We start from the raw sequence: 16,188 nt of genomic DNA on the forward strand, positions 1-16,188 counted from the left end.
CCGATGACCGAGGTGCTGTTCTACCACCTGACCGAGTCGGCACTGGAAGACGCCTTGCCGCCGCTCCTGGAAAAAGCCTGGAGCGCGGCTGGCGTGCGGTGGTGCAAACCGGCAGCGACGAACGGCGCGACGCGCTCGACACGCACCTGTGGACCTACCGCGACGATTCCTTCCTCGCGCATGGCACGGAGCATGATCAGCATGCGCAGCATCAGCCAGTGCTTCTGACCACCAGCACGGGCAACGCGAACGCAGCGCGTATCCGGTTCATGGTCGATGGGGCAGAACCGCCTGAACTGTCGGGTTACGACCGGGCGGTCTTCATGTTCGATGGGCACGATATGAGCCAGGTGGAGCAGGCGCGTGGCCACTGGAAAGCCATGAAGACTGCGGGCCACGCGGCGACCTACTGGCAGCAGACGCCGGAACGCCGCTGGGAGCGCAAGGCTTGACCTGCATGCCTTCCCTGCCGACGGTTAGTGATCACGAAACCTGGAAGTTACCGCGATGAGATGGGTACTCCGTCTCTTGTTCATGCTGATGCTTGTGGCCGGAGTGGTGCTCGGCATCGTCTATCCGCGCGTCGTCGCCGGCTCCGGCGGCGACGAAATCGGCAGGTGGCGCATTTACGAGCGGGAAACTGGGGAACGCACGGTCGAGACCGTCCTTGACATTAGCAGGCAGGTCGCCGTCGGCGCCGAGTTGCGAACGGAAGACGCTCTGCCCGATGACCTTCGGCTTGCGGCGCTGACGGCAGTCGTTCGCGATGCCGATGAAAATGTCGTATTACGCGAAGGGCTCGCACTGTCCGGTGCTGCGGTTCTGGAAAGCCCACAGACGCGCGTCCAGCTCTATCGCGCGGCAGCCGGCATCCTGAACGGCGCCGAGGGAGACTACCGCTTCGACATCGAGATCGGTGATGACGTCAGGCCGTTATTGCTGAGCGTCGATCTCGTGCTGGCCACGGTTGCGGCATTACCCGACCCGCGCATGCAGCCCGCGGGCTTCGTCCTGATGGCGGTGGGCGTCGTCGGCTTTTTGCTGACCTTTCGCCGCCGCCGCGAAAATCCCAATTCCAAGCCGCCAAAGTGGGGCAGAGTCAGGCCGAAGACCTCGGGAATTCAGATTTCGTCGAAACCGCCCGCGCGCCCTTTGCCGGAGGCGAAGCGGCCCGCGCCGGCCATGCCTTCCTGGCGGAAGGTCTCGACGCTACGCCATTCGGCCGCCAGCGCTTGCTCCGGCGCCAGGGACCACTGTCGTATGGCCGACATACGGTCGGCGCGCATGCAGGCCTGCGGGAAGCGGGTAAGATCCCGCGCGATGCCGAGCGCAGTCTGCAAGGCCTCGCCGTCGTCGCAAAGATAGTTGGCGAGCCCGATCGCGTGGCACTCGTCGGCATCGACCTGCCGGCCGGTGAGGATCAGGTCCATCGCGCGGCCATGGCCGACGATGCGCGGCAGGCGTACCGTCCCGCCGTCGATCAGCGGAACGCCCCAGCGACGGCAGTAGACGCCCATATAGGCCGATTTTTCCATCACGCGCAGATCGCACCATAAGGCGAGTTCCATGCCGCCTGCGACCGCTGGCCCGGAAATCGCGGCGATCACCGGCTTCGAGAGCGTCAGGCGCGTCGGTCCCATCGGCCCCTTGCGCGGCCTGTCGTCGCTGCCGTCGAAGGAGCTGTCCAGATCGTGATCGGCGAACCAGGTGTCCTTTACGTTGGTCGCGGCCCATTTCAGGTCGAACCCGGACGAAAACGCCCCCGGCACGCCGGTCAGGATCGCGACCTTTTGCGTATCGTCGCGCTCGAAATCGACGAAAGCGCGGAACATCGCATCCGCCATCTCCGGGTTGACCGCGTTGCGGGCTTCAGCCCGGTCTATCGTGACGATGGTGATGTCGCCGTCGCGCTCGCTGCGAATCGTCATTCCGCGATTCCTTCCTCATACTCCGCCGACAGGGTCAGCCATCTGTCCTCGTGGCGGGCGAGCGTATTGGAAAGGTCGGAACGTTCCTTGGCAAGCTGCGTGGCGGTCGACGGGTCCTTTTCGTAGAGCGCGGGATCGGCAAGCTGGTCCTCGATCGCGTCGATCCGCTTGCGCGTCCGGTCGATCAGGCCCTCGGTGGCGCGGATTTCCTTGGCGACAGGCTCCATCGCCTGACGGCGGGCGGCGGCCTCGCGCCGTTTGTCGGCCTTTGACGCCTTGTCGGCCTCGCGTCTCTCGCGCCGGTCGGAGGCTCCGCCGGTCACGAGCTGGCGATAGTCGGTGAGATCGCCATCGTAACTGACAACCGTGCCGTCCTTGACGAGCCAAAGCCTGTCGACCGTCGCTTCGATCAGATGCCGGTCATGGCTGATGAGGATCACGGCGCCTGGAAACTCGTTGAGCGCCACCATCAGCGCCTCGCGGCTGTCGATGTCGAGATGGTTGGTCGGCTCGTCGAGGATCAGCAGGTTCGGTCCCTCGAACGCCGCCAGTCCCATCAACAGGCGCGCCTTCTCGCCGCCCGAAAGATCCTTCGCCTTTGTCGACATCTTCTCGGTCGTCAGGCCCATCTGCGCCACGCGGGCGCGAACCTTGGCTTCCGGGGCATCGGGCATGAGGCGACGCACGTGCTCGACGGCGCTCTCCTCCGGCCGCAGGTCGTCGAGCTGGTGCTGGGCGAACATGGCGACCTTCAGCCCCGGCGCGATGGTCATGCCGCCGCTGTCCAGCGAAAGCCGCCCGGCGAGCAGCTTGGCGAAGGTCGACTTGCCGTTGCCGTTGGAACCCAGCAGCGCAATGCGGTCGTCCTCGTCGATCCGCAGCGTCAGCCCCTTGAGCACGGGTTTGCCCGGCTGATAGCCGACTGCGCCTGCCTGCGTGGTCACGATCGGCGAGGCGACCGTCTTGACGGGTTCGGGAAACGAGAACGGCCGAACGCTGTCCTCGATGACCGCCGAGATCGGCTTCATCTTCTCCAGCGCTTTCAGGCGCGACTGCGCCTGTCGTGCCTTGGAGGCCTTGTAGCGGAAGCGCTCGACGAAGCTTTCCATATGCTGGCGCTGCGCTTCCTGCTTGATGCGGCTCTTTTCCTGCAGTTCGAGCTGCTCGCTGCGCAGGCGCTCGAACTGGTCGTAGCCGCCGCGCCAGAAGGTCAGCTTCTTCTGGTCGAGATGCACGATCGAATTGACCGCGCGGTTGAGCAGATCGCGATCGTGGCTGATGAGCAGCACGGTGTGCGGATATTTTGCGACGTAACTTTCCAGCCACATCGTGCCTTCGAGGTCGAGATAGTTGGTCGGCTCGTCCAGCAGCAGCAGGTCAGGCTCGGCGAAGAGAACGGACGCCAGCGCCACGCGCATGCGCCATCCGCCGGAAAACGAGGATGCCGGCCGCTTCTGCGCCTCGGTGTCGAAACCGAGCCCGGCAAGGATCGTCGCCGCGCGCGCTTCCGCCGAGTGGGCGTCGATGTCGGCGAGCCGCATCTGGATTTCGGCGATGCGGTTGGCGTCGGTGGCCGTCTCGGCCTCGGCCAAAAGGGCCAGCCGCTCGGTATCGGCCTTGAGTACGATCTCGATCAGCGGCTCCTCGGTGCCGGGCGCTTCCTGCGCCACCTGTCCGATCCGCGTGTTCTTCGGAAAGCTGATCGAGCCGGTTTCGGTTGGCATCTCGCCGGTGATCGCCTTGAACAGCGTGGTCTTGCCGGTGCCGTTGCGGCCGACGAACCCCGCCTTCGATCCCGCTGGAAGCGTGAGCGAGGCGTGGTCGAGCAGCAGGCGGCCGGCAATGCGGAGCGATATGTCGTTGATGATAAGCATGGCGCCGCTCTATTGGCCGAGCGGCGCCGGGAAGGCAAGGGCGGGCGCGGCGGCTTTTGGTTGCCGCCGCGCTCACATGCCGGTTAGCGGGACGCCTGGAGCGTCATGCGGCACAGCGACACGAGGTCCCGATCGTAGAAGGACGGATTGGAAACGATCTCGGGGCAACGCCTCTGGGCCACCTCGGGCTTGCCGTTGCCGAGGCCGGCAATGCCGGGTGCAGGCACGCCGCCTCCACCGCCTCCACCGCCGCCGCCATTGTTGCCGCCACCGCCGGCGCTGCCACCGCCGTTGTTACCGCCGCCGCCGGTACCACCGCCGCCTCCACCACCGCCATTGTCATCGCCGCCGTCGCCACCGATACCGATGCCGATACCGACATCGACGCCGCCGCCGCCAATGGAGGCAGATGCTCCCGCATTCACGCCATTGCTGCCGCCGACAGATGCACCAACGCCCGCGTTGATGCCCTCGCTGCCGCCAACGCTGGCGCCGACGCCGGCATTCACGCCGTTGCTGCCGCCGACCGAGGCGCCTGCACCTGCGTCGATGCCACTGTTGCCGCCGACGCTTGCACCTGCGCCGGCGTTGACGCCGCCGCTGCCTCCGATCGAAGCGCCCAGCCCGGCGCCGATGCCTTCATCGCCGGAAACTCCCAAGCCTACGCCGGCGTCGATACCGCCGGCATCGACCCCAATGCCGATGCTCTGTCCCTGGGCCGGGCCGCTCAGAACAAAGGCAACCGCCCCGCCGGCCAGCGTCTTGCTTATGATGGACATGATATTAGCCATGATAACGCTCTCCTTCAGGTTTGATGCCGGCAGGGGTTGCCGGCTACATGAAGGGGTACGAATGCCCGCCCGTGAAAGTTGCGGATCACCGCCCGCCAGGGTTGTGCATAGGTTTAAAGTGGCGGAGGCCTTTGATTCAAACTCGAGCTGGTTTTCCGCTACCGGCCCAGCATGACCAGATCCTGACGCAGCCTTTCAGGATCGGAACCGATCAGGAGAGCTTCTATCTGCTCTTCCTTGCGGGCCCACACTGGTACGGCTCGTGCCAGCAGGGCGTGTCCCTCTGGCAAAAGCACGAGCCGTTTGCCGCGGCGATCCGCTTCATCGGTCCTGGCTTCGAGCAGGCCGCGCCGTTGGAGCGGTTTGAGCATCGCGGTAAGCGTCGTGCGGTCCATGGCGAGAAAGGCCGCGATCTCGCCCATCAGCGGCGGGGCAGGGCGGTTGAGCGACATCAACAGTGAGAACTGGCCGCTGGTAATGCCGATCGGCCGTAGGGCTTCGTCGAACATGCGCGCCGTGGCGCGCGCAGCCCGCTGCAGGTGCAGGCAAAGGCATTTGTCCCGCACATGCAGGGTTGTTGCGAACGGAAGCGTATCGTGGTTCGGCGAATCGGCAGGCTTTGACATGCCATAATTATGTTGATATCAACTTTATTGTCCAGAGAGGTGCGGCGGACGGCGGAATAGGCGAGGGAGGAACAACCATGCCGGAACAGGTGCTGGTCCTGATCGGTACCAAGAAAGGCGTATTCATCGCGCAAAGCGATGCGGCCCGCAGTTCCTGGGAATTGCGCGGACCGTTCTGCGAAACCTGGCCCATGCAGCATGTGATCGGCGACCCAGCCACGGGCACGATCTATGGCGCGGCCGGCAATGAATGGTTCGGCCCGGCGGTATGGAAATCCACCGATCTCGGCGAAAGCTGGTCGCATTCGAGTGAGGGGCTCGCCTACGAGGCGGGGCAAGAGCCCATCAAGGCGGTCTGGAGCCTCGCGGCCCGTAACGGCCGCCTCTATGCCGGCGTGCAGCCGGCAGGCCTCTTCTTCAGCGACGATGCAGGCCAGAGCTGGACCCACATGGAAGGCCTGCAGAAGCATCCGACGCGGCCCGACTGGGAACCCGGCGGAGCGGGGCTCATCCTGCATTCGCTGGTGCCCGACCATGCCGACCCGGATCGCATCTGGATCGGCATTTCGTCGGCCGGCGTGTTCTTCACGGGTGATGGCGGCGAGACGTGGGAACCGCGCAACAAGGGCACACGCGCGGACTTCATGCCCGAGGGGCAGAACTACCCCGAATTCGGCCAGTGCGTGCATTGCCTCGTTCAGGCGCCCGGCGAGCCGGACCTGCTCTACCAGCAGAACCATTGCGGCATGTATCGCAGCACCGATGCCGGCAGAACGTGGGAGAGCATAGAGGCGGGCCTGCCCTCCAGCTTCGGGTTTCCGCGGCGGTTCACCCACGCGACCCGTCGACGCTCTATCTGCTGCCGCTCAACGGCGACATCCACGGCCGGTTCGTGCCCGACGCCAAGGCGGCCGTCTGGCGCACGCGCGACGGCGGCAAGAGCTGGCAGGACATGCGCAGAGGCCTCCCGCAGAAGAACGCGTTCTTCGGCGTCCTGCGCCAGGCCATGGCGGCCGACCGCATGGAGCCCGCCGGGGTCTATTTCGGCACGTCCGGCGGCGCACTCTTTGCGTCCAGCGACGAGGGCGATAGCTGGTCCTGCATCGCGGAGCACCTGCCGTCGATCTCGTCGGTGGAGACCATGGTCGTCGTGCGCTGACCAGTTATGTCTTCCGACGCTCCGCAGAATACGACCCCGGTTGTAGTCAAGCTCTCGCCGCTGCTGGTCGATCTGTTTCCGGGCTCGACGCGCCACGTGGAGATGCACGCCGACAGCGTTTCGGCAATGGTACGCGAACTCGACCGCCGCTGGCCCGGCATGGGCGACCGCATCTGCGATTCTCGCCCCGCCATCCGCAAGCACATGAACATATTCGTGGGCGGTGAGCGTGCCTCGCTCGGCACCGCCCTCGCGCCAGGCTCGGAAGTCTTCGTGCTGACCGCGATCAGCGGTGGCTGACCCGTCCGGTACCGTGGCCCCGCGCCTCAGGCGAAGGCGCGGCCTTCCTCCATGCGCTGGAAATAGACGAGGTCGAGCCGCAGGCTCGGCTGACCCAACGCCGTCAGCATCGCGTGCGCCTGCCCCCGGTGGTGGGTCTGGTGGTTGAAGAAATGCGCCAGTGCCGGGGCGAGCCGCTGCGAAATGGTGCGCATGTCGGTGGCCGTCACATAGGTGAAGCGGCCTGCCAGGTCTTCCTTGCTCAGTGAACCTATCCAGTCGACGATACGCGCATCTTCCGCCTCGCGAGCGCCGCGCAGGCCGACGAAGTCCGGATACAGGATCGTGTCGAGCGCCGCCGGTGCCGCACCTTCTCCGGTGAAGCGCTTGAGCCATATCCGGTCGGTCACCAGCAGATGGTTGAGCGTGCCCATCAGCGAGCCGAAAAACGCGCCCATGTCGCGGTTCTGGTCCTCCTCCGAAAGGGCGGCGGTCGCCTCGTAGACAAGCGCATTGGCCCAACGATTATAGGCTGCAAACATCTGAAAATGCTGACGCATGGGCTTTCCTTTCAACCTCGGACGGTCGATGTTGCGGCACACCTACACAAGCAAGAGGCCCGCGCCAATGACCATTCTGCTTTATGACCTCGTCGGCACCGACCGCAGCCGGCCGTTCAGCCCGCATTGCTGGAAAGTGGCTTTTGCTCTTGCGCATAAGGGGCTCGCCTACGAAAGCGTGCCCACGCCCTTCACCGCCGTTAAGGGCGTGGAACAGGGCGTCTGCGGCACCGTGCCGGTTATCCGCGATGGCGAGCGGGTTGTCGGCGACAGCTTCGCGATCGCGCTCTATCTCGAGGAAACCTATCCCGACCGGCCGTCGCTGTTCGGCGGCGAAGGCGGCAAGGCTGCCGCCCGTTTCATCGAGCGCTGGTCGCAACTCACCGTTCACCCGTTCCTGGGCGCGGCCGTGCTCATGGACATCCACGACAGGCTCGATCCGGCGGATCAGGCGCATTTCAGGACGACCCGCGAGGCGCGGTTCGGCAAACCCATTGAGGAAGTGCCGGCGGGCCGCGATGCCGGGCTCGACGCGTTCCGCGCAAAGCTAGAACCGCTGCGGTCAATGCTTTCCGTACAGCCATTCATCGGCGGAGAGACGGCACTCTTTTCCGACTACATCGTTGCCAGCGCGTTCCAGTGGGCGCGAGTGATTTCCCCTATCCGGTGCTTGCGGCCGACGATCCGGTGGCAATGTGGTTCGAGCGATGCCTCGATCTTCATAGCGGGCTCGGCCGAAGCGTTTCTGCTGCGGCCTGACGGCCCCGCTCGCCCCTTCACATCGGCACGGCGGGCCTGTATAGACCCGCCACCTCTCCGATTTTTCTCATGACTGAAGGACCGACCATGGCGATCGAACGCACCTTTTCGATGATCAAACCCGACGCAACGCGCCGCAACCTCACCGGCGCGATCACCAAGATGCTGGAGGACGCAGGTCTGCGCGTCGTCGCATCCCGTCGCGTGTGGATGAGCCGCCGCGATGCGGAAGGCTTCTACGCCGTTCACAAGGAGCGCCCGTTCTTCGACGAACTGTGCGAATTCATGTCCTCCGGCCCGACTGTCGTTCAGGTGCTGGAAGGCGAGAACGCCATCGCCAAGAACCGTGAAGTCATGGGCGCCACCAACCCGGCCAACGCCGATGAAGGCACAATCCGCAAGGTGCATGCCCTGTCGATCGGCGAGAACTCCGTTCACGGCTCGGATGCACCTGAAACGGCAGCCCAGGAGATTCGCTACTGGTTCTCCGACACCGAGATCGTCGGCTGAATCGGATTATCGGCCTTTGCCGATAATGCTATGAACTGATTGAGCAAAAGGCGCGGCGATGCCGCGGCCTTTTCGCTTTTCGCGGCGTCTCAGGCCGACTGGCGCAACCTCGGAGCGGCCGTCAGCGCCGCTGGTTGGCGACGATTCTGAACGAAAGCAGCGAAAGCGTCCTCGGGCAGGGCTGGGCTGTAGTGGTAGCCTTGGAAGAAATCGCAGCCGAAGGCCCGCAGAAACGCTTCCTGCCGCGCATTTTCGACATGCTCGGCCACGGCTGTCAGCCTCAGTGTCCGCGCGGTCCCGAGAATGGACTTGACCAGCGCTCGGTCGCTCTCGCCGCTCTCGATATCTGCGACGAAGCTGCCGTCGATCTTCAGTTCATCGAACGGCAGCCGCTTGAGGTGGGCGAGCGAGGAGTAGCCGGACCCGAAATCGTCGAGCGAAAGCCGTACGCCGAGCGCCTTCAGCGCATGCATCCGATTGCCGATATGTCTGCGATCCCTCGTCATGATGCTTTCCGTCAACTCCAGCGTTAGAAGGCCGGGCTCGACGCCGTGGGCTTCAAGCAGTGCGGAAAGGTTGGAGACGAAGTCGTCGCTGGAAAGCGCCTGTGCGTTGACGTTGATTGCAAGGCGTAGCCCAGCGGTCGTCGCGTCCCGCTGCCAGCGTGCGAGTTGCGCGACACCCGTGGCCAGAACGAAATTGCCGAACTCGCGGATCAGGCCGAACTGCTCGGTCAACGGCACGAACCGCTCCGGCAGCAGCGTGCCGAATTCGGGGTGTTGCCAGCGGCAGAGCGCCTCGGCGCCGATTACGTGGCCGCTGTCGTCCATCTGCGGCTGATAATGGAGTTCCAGCGCATCCGTGCCCAGCGCTGCCTTAAATTCATTGAGCAGCCGGTAACGGTCCGATTCCGGGCTCATCGACAGATGATCGTAGACTGCCATGCCGTTCCGTCCGGCAGCCTTGGCCTGGTACATCGCGATGTCGGCCTGTTTCAGCACGTCTTCCGGCTGGCAATCCCTGCCGTTGAAGACGACGACGCCGAGGCTTGCGGACGATGCGTGGTTGAATTGACCAATCTCGAAGGCGCCACGCATTGCCGCCAGAACCTTGTTGGCGGTCATGATGGCCGCGCGATACGTATGCGCATAGTCATGGCCTGCACTGTCGAGGATAACGACGAATTCGTCACCGCCGATTCGCGCCACCGTGTCTCCCTCGCGTACGCAAGCTTGCAGCCGCCGGGCGACCTGCACCAGATATTCGTCGCCGACGTCATGGCCGCGCGTATCGTTCAGTGTTTTGAAGTTGTCGAGGTCGATGAAGATCAGGGCGCCGCAGCCGGCCCTGTCATGGCAGCGACCAACTGCCCTGGCCATGCGATCCATGAACATGCGACGATTGGGCAGGCCGGTAAGCGGGTCGAAGAAGGCAAGCTTCTGGATCTCCATCTCGTTGCGCTTGCGCGCGGAGATGTCGTTGACGTAGCCGTGCCACATGACGCCGCCGCGGACACGTTCGGGTTTGGCGCTCGCGCGCAGCCATTTGTTCGTTCCGTCTGCCGCGATTGCCCGGAATTCCATATCAAACGGTTCGAGGGCATCGCGGGAGGCCCGCAGGGCGCGTACGAAGTCTCTCCGGTCGGCTTTCTCGATCATCCGCAGGAAGCGGCTTGGACCGCTGAAAGACTCGTGAGGCTCGAGACCAAAAATGGTGCGGAAACCGGCGCTCGCGTATGAGAGCTCGTAGGTGCCCTTTGCATTCCTCTCGAGCTGCACAAGTCCGCCGGGCACCTGAGATGACAGCTTGCGAAGCAACTCTTCGGCTTTCAGCCGGTTGACCGTCTCGGTTATCTCGCGAACAGAGCCTTCGTAGAAGAGCGTCCTGCCGTTGCTGTCGCGCACGAGGCGGGCCGACTCCGTGATCCAGATGCGCTCGCGGGTCTTGTGTCGATAGATCTCGGAGACGAAGTCCTTGACGAAGCCGTCGCGCGCCAGGATGGCGCGGAACTGGTCCCGGCGACGTGGTTCTACATACCACTCCTTGCCGATATTCTTGGCCGCCGCCAGAAGCTCGGCCTCTGTTTCGTAGCCATTGAGCTTTACCAGCGCCTTGTTGGCGCTGAGCTGCCGCCCTGCCGGTGAGGAACGATATATGCCTTCCGAAAGGTTCTCGATCAGATCGCGCTGGTTTGCCTGCTCGGCGCGGCTTCGCCGGTAGAGGCGGCGGTTGCGAAAGATCCAGATGACCAGCAGGCAGGCGAGCACGACATTTGTCGTGGCAAGCCATTCCCGGCTGATCACCAGATCAATCATCGTGGCAAAGAAGAATTCCATGCACCGCCGCCCGATTACCCAGCGGCAACGCTAAGTCGACGAAGTTGCAAATATTATAATTGCGACAGCGAGGTCATGGCATGTTTAACGCCAGGTAAAGCTTCACCAGCGCCTCGTGGATGTTTCATCCGCTTCGGTGGCGTCCACCCATGGACCTGGTGTGCCGTCGATGAGATGTTCCCGTTTCCAGAATGGGGCGCGCGTCTTCAGAAAGTCCATCATGAACGCGGCGGCCTCGAATGCGGCCTGGCGATGCGATGACGCTGCAATCACCACCACGATGTTTTCGCCCGGCACGATAAGGCCATGGCGGTGGATGGCCGTAAGGCCCGTCAACGGCCAGCGGCGGATCGCTTCCTCGGCGATACGGCCGATCTCGGCTTCCGCCATTCCCGGATAATGTTCCAGTTCCAGCGCTGAAAGGCGACCATCCTCATCCCGGCAAAGTCCGGAAAAGGTGACGACGGCGCCGATATTGGAGCCGCCGGCCGAAAGCCGCGCGACTTCCTCGGCGAGATCGAAATCCTCCTGCTGGATGCGCACTGTCGGAACAACGGTGCTGCCGCCCATCGGATTATCCGCCGGTCATGGGCGGGAACAGCGCGATCTCGCGCGCGCCTTCCAGCCGTTCCTTGTGGTCGACATGTTCCTGGTTGATCGCCACGCGGATCACCTCGGGATGGCGCAGCGCCTCGGCGTAGCCATCATCACGCGCCTGCAGCCACAAAAGCAGGTCTCGTACCGTGTTGAGATTGGCGGGAAGCTCGATATCTTCCTCGGCCGTGCCTATCCGTTCACGTACCCAGGCGAAATATCTCAGCTTCACGGCCGTCACCGCTATTCCTCGATCACGTGCTTCAGCCCGGCGCGGAAATAATCGTATCCCGTGTAAAGGGTGACGATCGCCGAGACCCACAACAGGACGATGCCGATTTCGGTGGTGTAGGGCAGGATCTTGTCGCCTGCCGGTCCGGCCAGCAGGAAACCGATCGCGACAAGCTGGATGGTCGTCTTCCATTTCGCGAGCTGCGTGACCGGCACCGAGACTTTCAGCGCCGCCAGATATTCGCGCAATCCGGAAACGAGGATTTCACGGCACAGGATGATGATCGCCGCCCACAGCGACCATTTGTCGATGGTGCGGTCGAAAGCCAGCAGCAGCAGGACGGCCGAGACGAGCAGCTTGTCGGCGATCGGGTCGAGCATCTTGCCGATATTCGACGTCTGCTCCCAGATGCGCGCGATATAGCCGTCGAAATAGTCGGTCACGCTGGCGGCGACAAAGATCCAGAATGCCGCCCAGCGCCACCAGTCGGTGGGCCGTATCCGTCCCTCGAGATAGAAGCAAAGAACGATGACCGGTACGGCAAGTATGCGCCCATAGGTCAGCATGTTTGGCAGGTTGAAGGCGCGTCTGGACATGGCTTCCCGAAACGATTCTCGCTCCTACTAATCAGTACGTGCCGTGGGCGGTCAACCTCGCACCCTGCGGCATCTGGCCCGAACCGGCATCTGGCTCATCCATTCTCGTGAAAATGGCCATATATTTGACGGGCGACCCGCTCCGAAATCCCGTCCACCGCCATCAGGTCGTCCACCCCGGCACGACTGACGGCCTTGGCGGTGCCGAAATGATGCAGCAGCGCTCGCTTTCTGCCGGGGCCGATGCCTGCGATCTCGTCGAGCGGGTTTCTCACCATTTCCTTCTTGCGGCGGGCACGATGCGACCCGATGGCGAAACGGTGTGCCTCATCGCGCAGCCGCTGGACAAAGTACAGCACGGGGTCGCGCACCGGCAGCATGAAAGGCTCGCGGCCCGTCACGAAGAAACGTTCGCGACCGGCATCGCGGTCCACGCCCTTTGCGACGCCGATAGCCGTCACCCGCTCGGCGATCCCCAGGTCCGCCAGGATCTTGCGCACGGCGGACATCTGTCCTTGGCCACCGTCGATCAGGATCAGGTCCGGCCATGCCGGCAGCGTGTCGGCCACTAGGTCGTCATCGGCTTCGGTCCCGGCATCGGCCTCCTCCTTCGCGCCGTGTTCCTTCAGCAGCCGCGAGAAACGCCGCTCCATCACCTCCCGCATCATGCCGAAATCATCGCCGGGCGTGATGTCAGTCGAGCGGATGTTGAACTTGCGATACTGGTTCTTCACGAAACCTTCCGGTCCCGCCACGATCATCGCGCCGACCGCGTTGGTGCCCATGATGTGCGAGTTGTCGTAAACCTCGATGCGGCGCGGCGTTCTTTCCAGCCCGAACGTCTCGGCAAGGCCCGCCAGCAGCCGCGCCTGCGACGAGGTCTCCGCCAGCCTGCGCCCCAGCGCTTCGCGCGCATTCTGCAAGGCGTGGTCGGTCAGGTCCTTCTTCTCGCCGCGTCGCGGAACCGAAACGGTAACCTTGTGTCCGGCACGGGTCGCCAGCGCCTCGGCAAGCAGGGCGTGCTCCTCAACCTCGTGCGAAAGGAGTACGGTGCGCGGGCAGGGCTTGTCGTCGTAGAACTGCGCCAGGAAGGCCCCCAGCACCTCGCCTGCCTCCAGCGACGGATCGGCCTTGGGGAAATAGGCGCGGTTGCCCCAGTTCTGGCCGGTGCGGAAGAAAAACACCTCGATGCAGTTCTGCCCGCCTTCCTGATGGATTGCGAACACGTCCGCTTCCTCGACAGATTGCGGGTTGATTCCCTGGTGGCTCTGAATGTGCGAAAGTGCTGCAAGCCGGTCGCGGTAGATCGCTGCCCGCTCGAAGTCTAGCGCTTCCGAGGCCTCCTGCATGGCGCCCGAAATCTCGGCCTTCACCTTGCTGGAGCGTCCGGTGAGGAACGCCTTCGCCTCGCGCACAAGCTCCGCATACCCCTCGCTGTCGATCTCGCCCGTGCAGGGCGCGGAGCAGCGCTTGATCTGGAAAAGCAGGCACGGCCGCGTCCGGTTCTCGAACATCGAGTCGGCGCAGGAGCGCAGGAGGAATGCGCGCTGAAGGGCGTTGATGGTGCGGTCGACCGCGCCAGCCGATGCGAACGGGCCGAAATAGTCGCCCTTTCGCGAGCGCGCCCCGCGATGCTTGAAGATGCCCGGCGAGGGATGATCGGTCATCAGGATATATGGAAACGACTTGTCGTCGCGCAGAAGCACATTAAAGCGCGGTCGCAAGCGCTTGATCAGATCGCTTCCAGCAGCAGCGCTTCGGTTTCCGTACGGGTGACGACGAATTCCATCGCCGCGGTCTCGCGCACCATGCGCCCGATGCGATTGGTGTGGCCGCGCCCCTGCGCGTAGTTGGTGACGCGCTTCTTGAGGCTGCGCGCCTTGCCGACATAGAGCACGTCGCCGGCTGTGTTCATCATCCGGTAGACGCCGGGCGCATTCGGCAGACGCTTCACCAGCTCTTGTATGACCTCGATGCCGGCCTTGCTCTCCCCGTGCCGGCCGTCAGTGTGCCCCATTCGATGTCGAGAGCGACTTCGGCTGCGGGTTCGGCAGTTTCTGCGAGCTCGGTATCGTCGTCAGCGTCATCGCCGGGCATGATCCCTGCGACGTCCTCATCGGCTTTCGGGCGAAGCGGGTCGTGTTTGGGGATGGGCGGCTTCATTCGGCCACTCCATAGACGTCCGGCGTTTTCCAGGAGAGGTGCTGGCCTCCGTCGAGCGCGATCATCTGCCCGGTCACCGAGCGCGCCTGCCACAGATAGCGGATCGTCGCGCCGAATTCGGACAGGTCCGGCCCCCGCTTGAGGAGCAGGGCGTCGCTCTGCTTGCGAAAGTCGTCCGTGTCCTGCCGTTCGTTCTTGAGCGTCGGGCCCGGCCCGATCGCATTGACGCGAAGGCGCGGGCCGAAGGCCTGCGCCATGGTTTGAGTGGCTGTCCACAGCGCCGATTTCGACAAGGTGTATGAAAAGAAGCGCGGGGTGAGCCGCCACACCCTCTGGTCGATAACGTTCACGACCAGGCCCTCGACGCCTTTCGGCAGGGATGTGGCGACATCCCGCGCCAGCGCCACGGGTGCCTTGAGGTGAACGTCAAAATGCCGGTCCCAGACCTGCCAGTTGAAATCGTCGGCCGCATCGTCCTCGAACAGGGATGCGTTGTTGACCAGCAATCTCACCGGGCCGAGAGCTGCCTGTACCTCTGGTATGATGCGATCGACCGCATTCATGTCGTTCAGGTCTGCCTGAACGACATGTGCCTGCCCGCATGCCGAGGCGATTTCAGCGGCCAGAGCGTCGGCCTCACCGCGCGAAGTGTTGCAGTGAATCGCCACGGCAAACCCGTTGGCCGCGAGGTCGCGTACGATCGCTGCGCCAACACGCCGCGCCCCGCCTGTAACCAGGGCGACTGTCAACTCTTCCTTTACCATGAAGCGGTCGTCCTCAAGGATTTGGCCGGTCTTCCATCGGCTCCTTCTCAGGATTCGGGAAGCCGGAAAACCTTGATATAGGCCAGCTTTCGCCTGCAACCAAGCCGGACCCCGGCGCTGCGCCACGGGCACCTGACACCGGTGTTGCCAAATCGCAACGTCAAGTTTCAGCCTCATTCTCGCCGATGAAACACCTACTTTCAGGTGTTGTTCAGCCGCAATCGGGGACCAAGTAGGGAACCGTGGACGCCGACGACCGTTTGCCTCCCGTTACGGCGAGGGCGTCAAACCAAGGGGGAAGCGCGTAAAGCTTCCTGCGGCAAAGGAGTTAGAATAACATGCAGACCAAGACCAGATTTGCCATCAAGGCAGCCGCAGGCCTGGGCCTGGCGGCATTCACCGTCCCGGCAATGGCGGCTGACGTTGTGTACCAGGAGCCCCCGGCACCTGCACCGATCGTTCAGGCCGCTCCGGTCAGCACTTGGGCCGGCCCTTACGCCGGTGTTCAGGCTGGTTACGGCTTCTCGGGCGACGTGTCCGATGGCACCGGTGGCTCGATCGGCACCAATGGCTGGCTCGGCGGTGCGTTCGGCGGTTTCAACATGCAGAACGGCCAGTTCGTGTACGGTGTTGAAGGCGACGTGAACTACAGCAACATCGACGGTTCCGACGGCACGTTCACTGCGCGTTCGCGCATGGACGGCTCGATCCGCGGCCGCGCCGGTGTGGCTGTGACCGACGACATCCTGCTCTATGGTACGGCAGGTCTCGCCGCTGAGCGTCTGCGCATCACCGAAGACGCGACCGGCAATGCCGACACCAACACCATGCTCGGCTACACGGTCGGCGCTGGTACGGACGTCAAGTTGACCGATCAGGTGTTTGCGCGTGGCGAGTATCGCTACACCGACTACGGCTCCAAGGAGTTCACGCTCCCGGGCGTCGGCACTGCGGACATCGATTCCAGCAACCACCGCGTGACGATGGGTGTTGGTATCAAGTTCTGATCGTCCAACG

Annotated in this window: 13 protein-coding genes and 4 pseudogenes; 6 read left to right on the forward strand and 11 right to left on the reverse strand. The window is 63.8% G+C overall.

Annotation, left to right across the window (positions count from 1 at the left end; translation table 11 throughout):
* Window positions 1-3 precede the first annotated feature (3 nt).
* A pseudogene (locus HK436_RS13360) lies at window positions 4-452 on the forward strand (DNA polymerase III subunit chi).
* Between the two features lie 669 nt (window positions 453-1,121).
* On the opposite strand, the gene HK436_RS13365 reads toward HK436_RS13360, so the two are convergent.
* The 4 genes from HK436_RS13365 to HK436_RS13385 form a co-directional block, all read right to left on the reverse strand.
* Window positions 1,122-1,928, reverse strand: coding sequence for a crotonase/enoyl-CoA hydratase family protein (locus tag HK436_RS13365; RefSeq protein WP_173190495.1), 807 nt, complete (start codon window positions 1,926-1,928; stop codon window positions 1,122-1,124).
* Window positions 1,925-3,802 (reverse strand): ABC-F family ATP-binding cassette domain-containing protein, encoded by a 1,878-nt coding sequence (locus HK436_RS13370; protein WP_173190497.1) that lies wholly within the window; start codon window positions 3,800-3,802, stop codon window positions 1,925-1,927. The genes HK436_RS13365 and HK436_RS13370 overlap by 4 nt, the downstream gene beginning before the upstream one ends.
* Window positions 3,803-3,885: 83 nt before the next feature.
* Window positions 3,886-4,593 (reverse strand): hypothetical protein, encoded by a 708-nt coding sequence (locus tag HK436_RS30415; RefSeq protein WP_194248533.1) that lies wholly within the window; start codon window positions 4,591-4,593, stop codon window positions 3,886-3,888.
* A 158-nt stretch (window positions 4,594-4,751) separates the two neighbouring features.
* Complete coding sequence (locus HK436_RS13385; RefSeq protein WP_173190501.1) at window positions 4,752-5,219, reverse strand: MarR family winged helix-turn-helix transcriptional regulator; 468 nt, start codon at window positions 5,217-5,219, stop codon at window positions 4,752-4,754.
* A 77-nt stretch (window positions 5,220-5,296) separates the two neighbouring features.
* Here HK436_RS13385 and HK436_RS34100 point away from each other — a divergent pair.
* Window positions 5,297-6,378, forward strand: a pseudogene (locus HK436_RS34100) (exo-alpha-sialidase).
* A 6-nt stretch (window positions 6,379-6,384) separates the two neighbouring features.
* Window positions 6,385-6,678, forward strand: a complete 294-nt coding sequence (locus HK436_RS13395; RefSeq protein WP_173190503.1) for a ubiquitin family protein — start codon at window positions 6,385-6,387, stop codon at window positions 6,676-6,678.
* Window positions 6,679-6,704: 26 nt separating this feature from the next.
* On the opposite strand, the gene HK436_RS13400 is transcribed toward HK436_RS13395, so the two are convergent.
* Complete coding sequence (locus tag HK436_RS13400) at window positions 6,705-7,217, reverse strand: DinB family protein (RefSeq protein ID WP_173190505.1); 513 nt, start codon at window positions 7,215-7,217, stop codon at window positions 6,705-6,707.
* Between the two features lie 67 nt (window positions 7,218-7,284).
* Between HK436_RS13400 and HK436_RS13405 the strand changes: the two are divergent.
* Together HK436_RS13405 and ndk are read left to right on the forward strand one after the other, a co-directional pair.
* A pseudogene (locus HK436_RS13405) lies at window positions 7,285-7,976 on the forward strand (glutathione S-transferase family protein).
* Between the two features lie 87 nt (window positions 7,977-8,063).
* Window positions 8,064-8,486 carry a nucleoside-diphosphate kinase gene (gene ndk, locus HK436_RS13410; RefSeq protein ID WP_173193435.1) on the forward strand — a complete coding sequence of 141 codons (423 nt, stop codon included), beginning with the start codon at window positions 8,064-8,066 and terminating at the stop codon, window positions 8,484-8,486.
* 89 nt (window positions 8,487-8,575) lie between these two features.
* Here the strand turns inward: ndk and HK436_RS13415 are convergent, their stop codons facing one another.
* The 6 genes and pseudogenes from HK436_RS13415 to HK436_RS13445 all read right to left on the reverse strand — a co-directional run bounded on the left by HK436_RS13415 (window position 8,576) and on the right by HK436_RS13445 (window position 15,171).
* The gene (locus HK436_RS13415; RefSeq protein ID WP_173190507.1) at window positions 8,576-10,822 is read right to left on the reverse strand and encodes a putative bifunctional diguanylate cyclase/phosphodiesterase; all 2,247 of its coding nucleotides are present in this window, start codon (window positions 10,820-10,822) and stop codon (window positions 8,576-8,578) included.
* A gap of 102 nt (window positions 10,823-10,924) precedes the next feature.
* The gene (locus HK436_RS13420; RefSeq protein WP_173190509.1) at window positions 10,925-11,392 is read right to left on the reverse strand and encodes a molybdenum cofactor biosynthesis protein MoaE; all 468 of its coding nucleotides are present in this window, start codon (window positions 11,390-11,392) and stop codon (window positions 10,925-10,927) included.
* Between the two features lie 4 nt (window positions 11,393-11,396).
* A complete protein-coding gene (gene moaD, locus HK436_RS13425; protein ID WP_173193437.1) occupies window positions 11,397-11,648 on the reverse strand; it encodes a molybdopterin converting factor subunit 1 in 252 nt (83 codons plus the stop codon).
* Window positions 11,649-11,659: 11 nt separating this feature from the next.
* Window positions 11,660-12,244 carry a CDP-diacylglycerol--glycerol-3-phosphate 3-phosphatidyltransferase gene (pgsA, locus tag HK436_RS13430; protein WP_173190511.1) on the reverse strand — a complete coding sequence of 195 codons (585 nt, stop codon included), beginning with the start codon at window positions 12,242-12,244 and terminating at the stop codon, window positions 11,660-11,662.
* A 95-nt stretch (window positions 12,245-12,339) separates the two neighbouring features.
* Window positions 12,340-14,407, reverse strand: a pseudogene (gene uvrC / locus HK436_RS13435) (excinuclease ABC subunit UvrC).
* Window positions 14,404-15,171 carry an SDR family oxidoreductase gene (locus HK436_RS13445; protein WP_173190515.1) on the reverse strand — a complete coding sequence of 256 codons (768 nt, stop codon included), beginning with the start codon at window positions 15,169-15,171 and terminating at the stop codon, window positions 14,404-14,406. Before HK436_RS13445 ends, uvrC begins: the two are co-directional and overlap by 4 nt.
* Window positions 15,172-15,509: 338 nt before the next feature.
* Between HK436_RS13445 and HK436_RS13450 the strand changes: the two genes are divergently transcribed.
* Window positions 15,510-16,178, forward strand: a complete 669-nt coding sequence (locus tag HK436_RS13450; RefSeq protein WP_173190517.1) for an outer membrane protein — start codon at window positions 15,510-15,512, stop codon at window positions 16,176-16,178.
* The last annotated feature ends 10 nt before the right edge of the window (window positions 16,179-16,188 follow it).

The organism is Neoaquamicrobium sediminum, from assembly GCF_013240295.1.
GTDB classification, from domain to species: domain Bacteria; phylum Pseudomonadota; class Alphaproteobacteria; order Rhizobiales; family Rhizobiaceae; genus Aerobium; species Aerobium sediminum.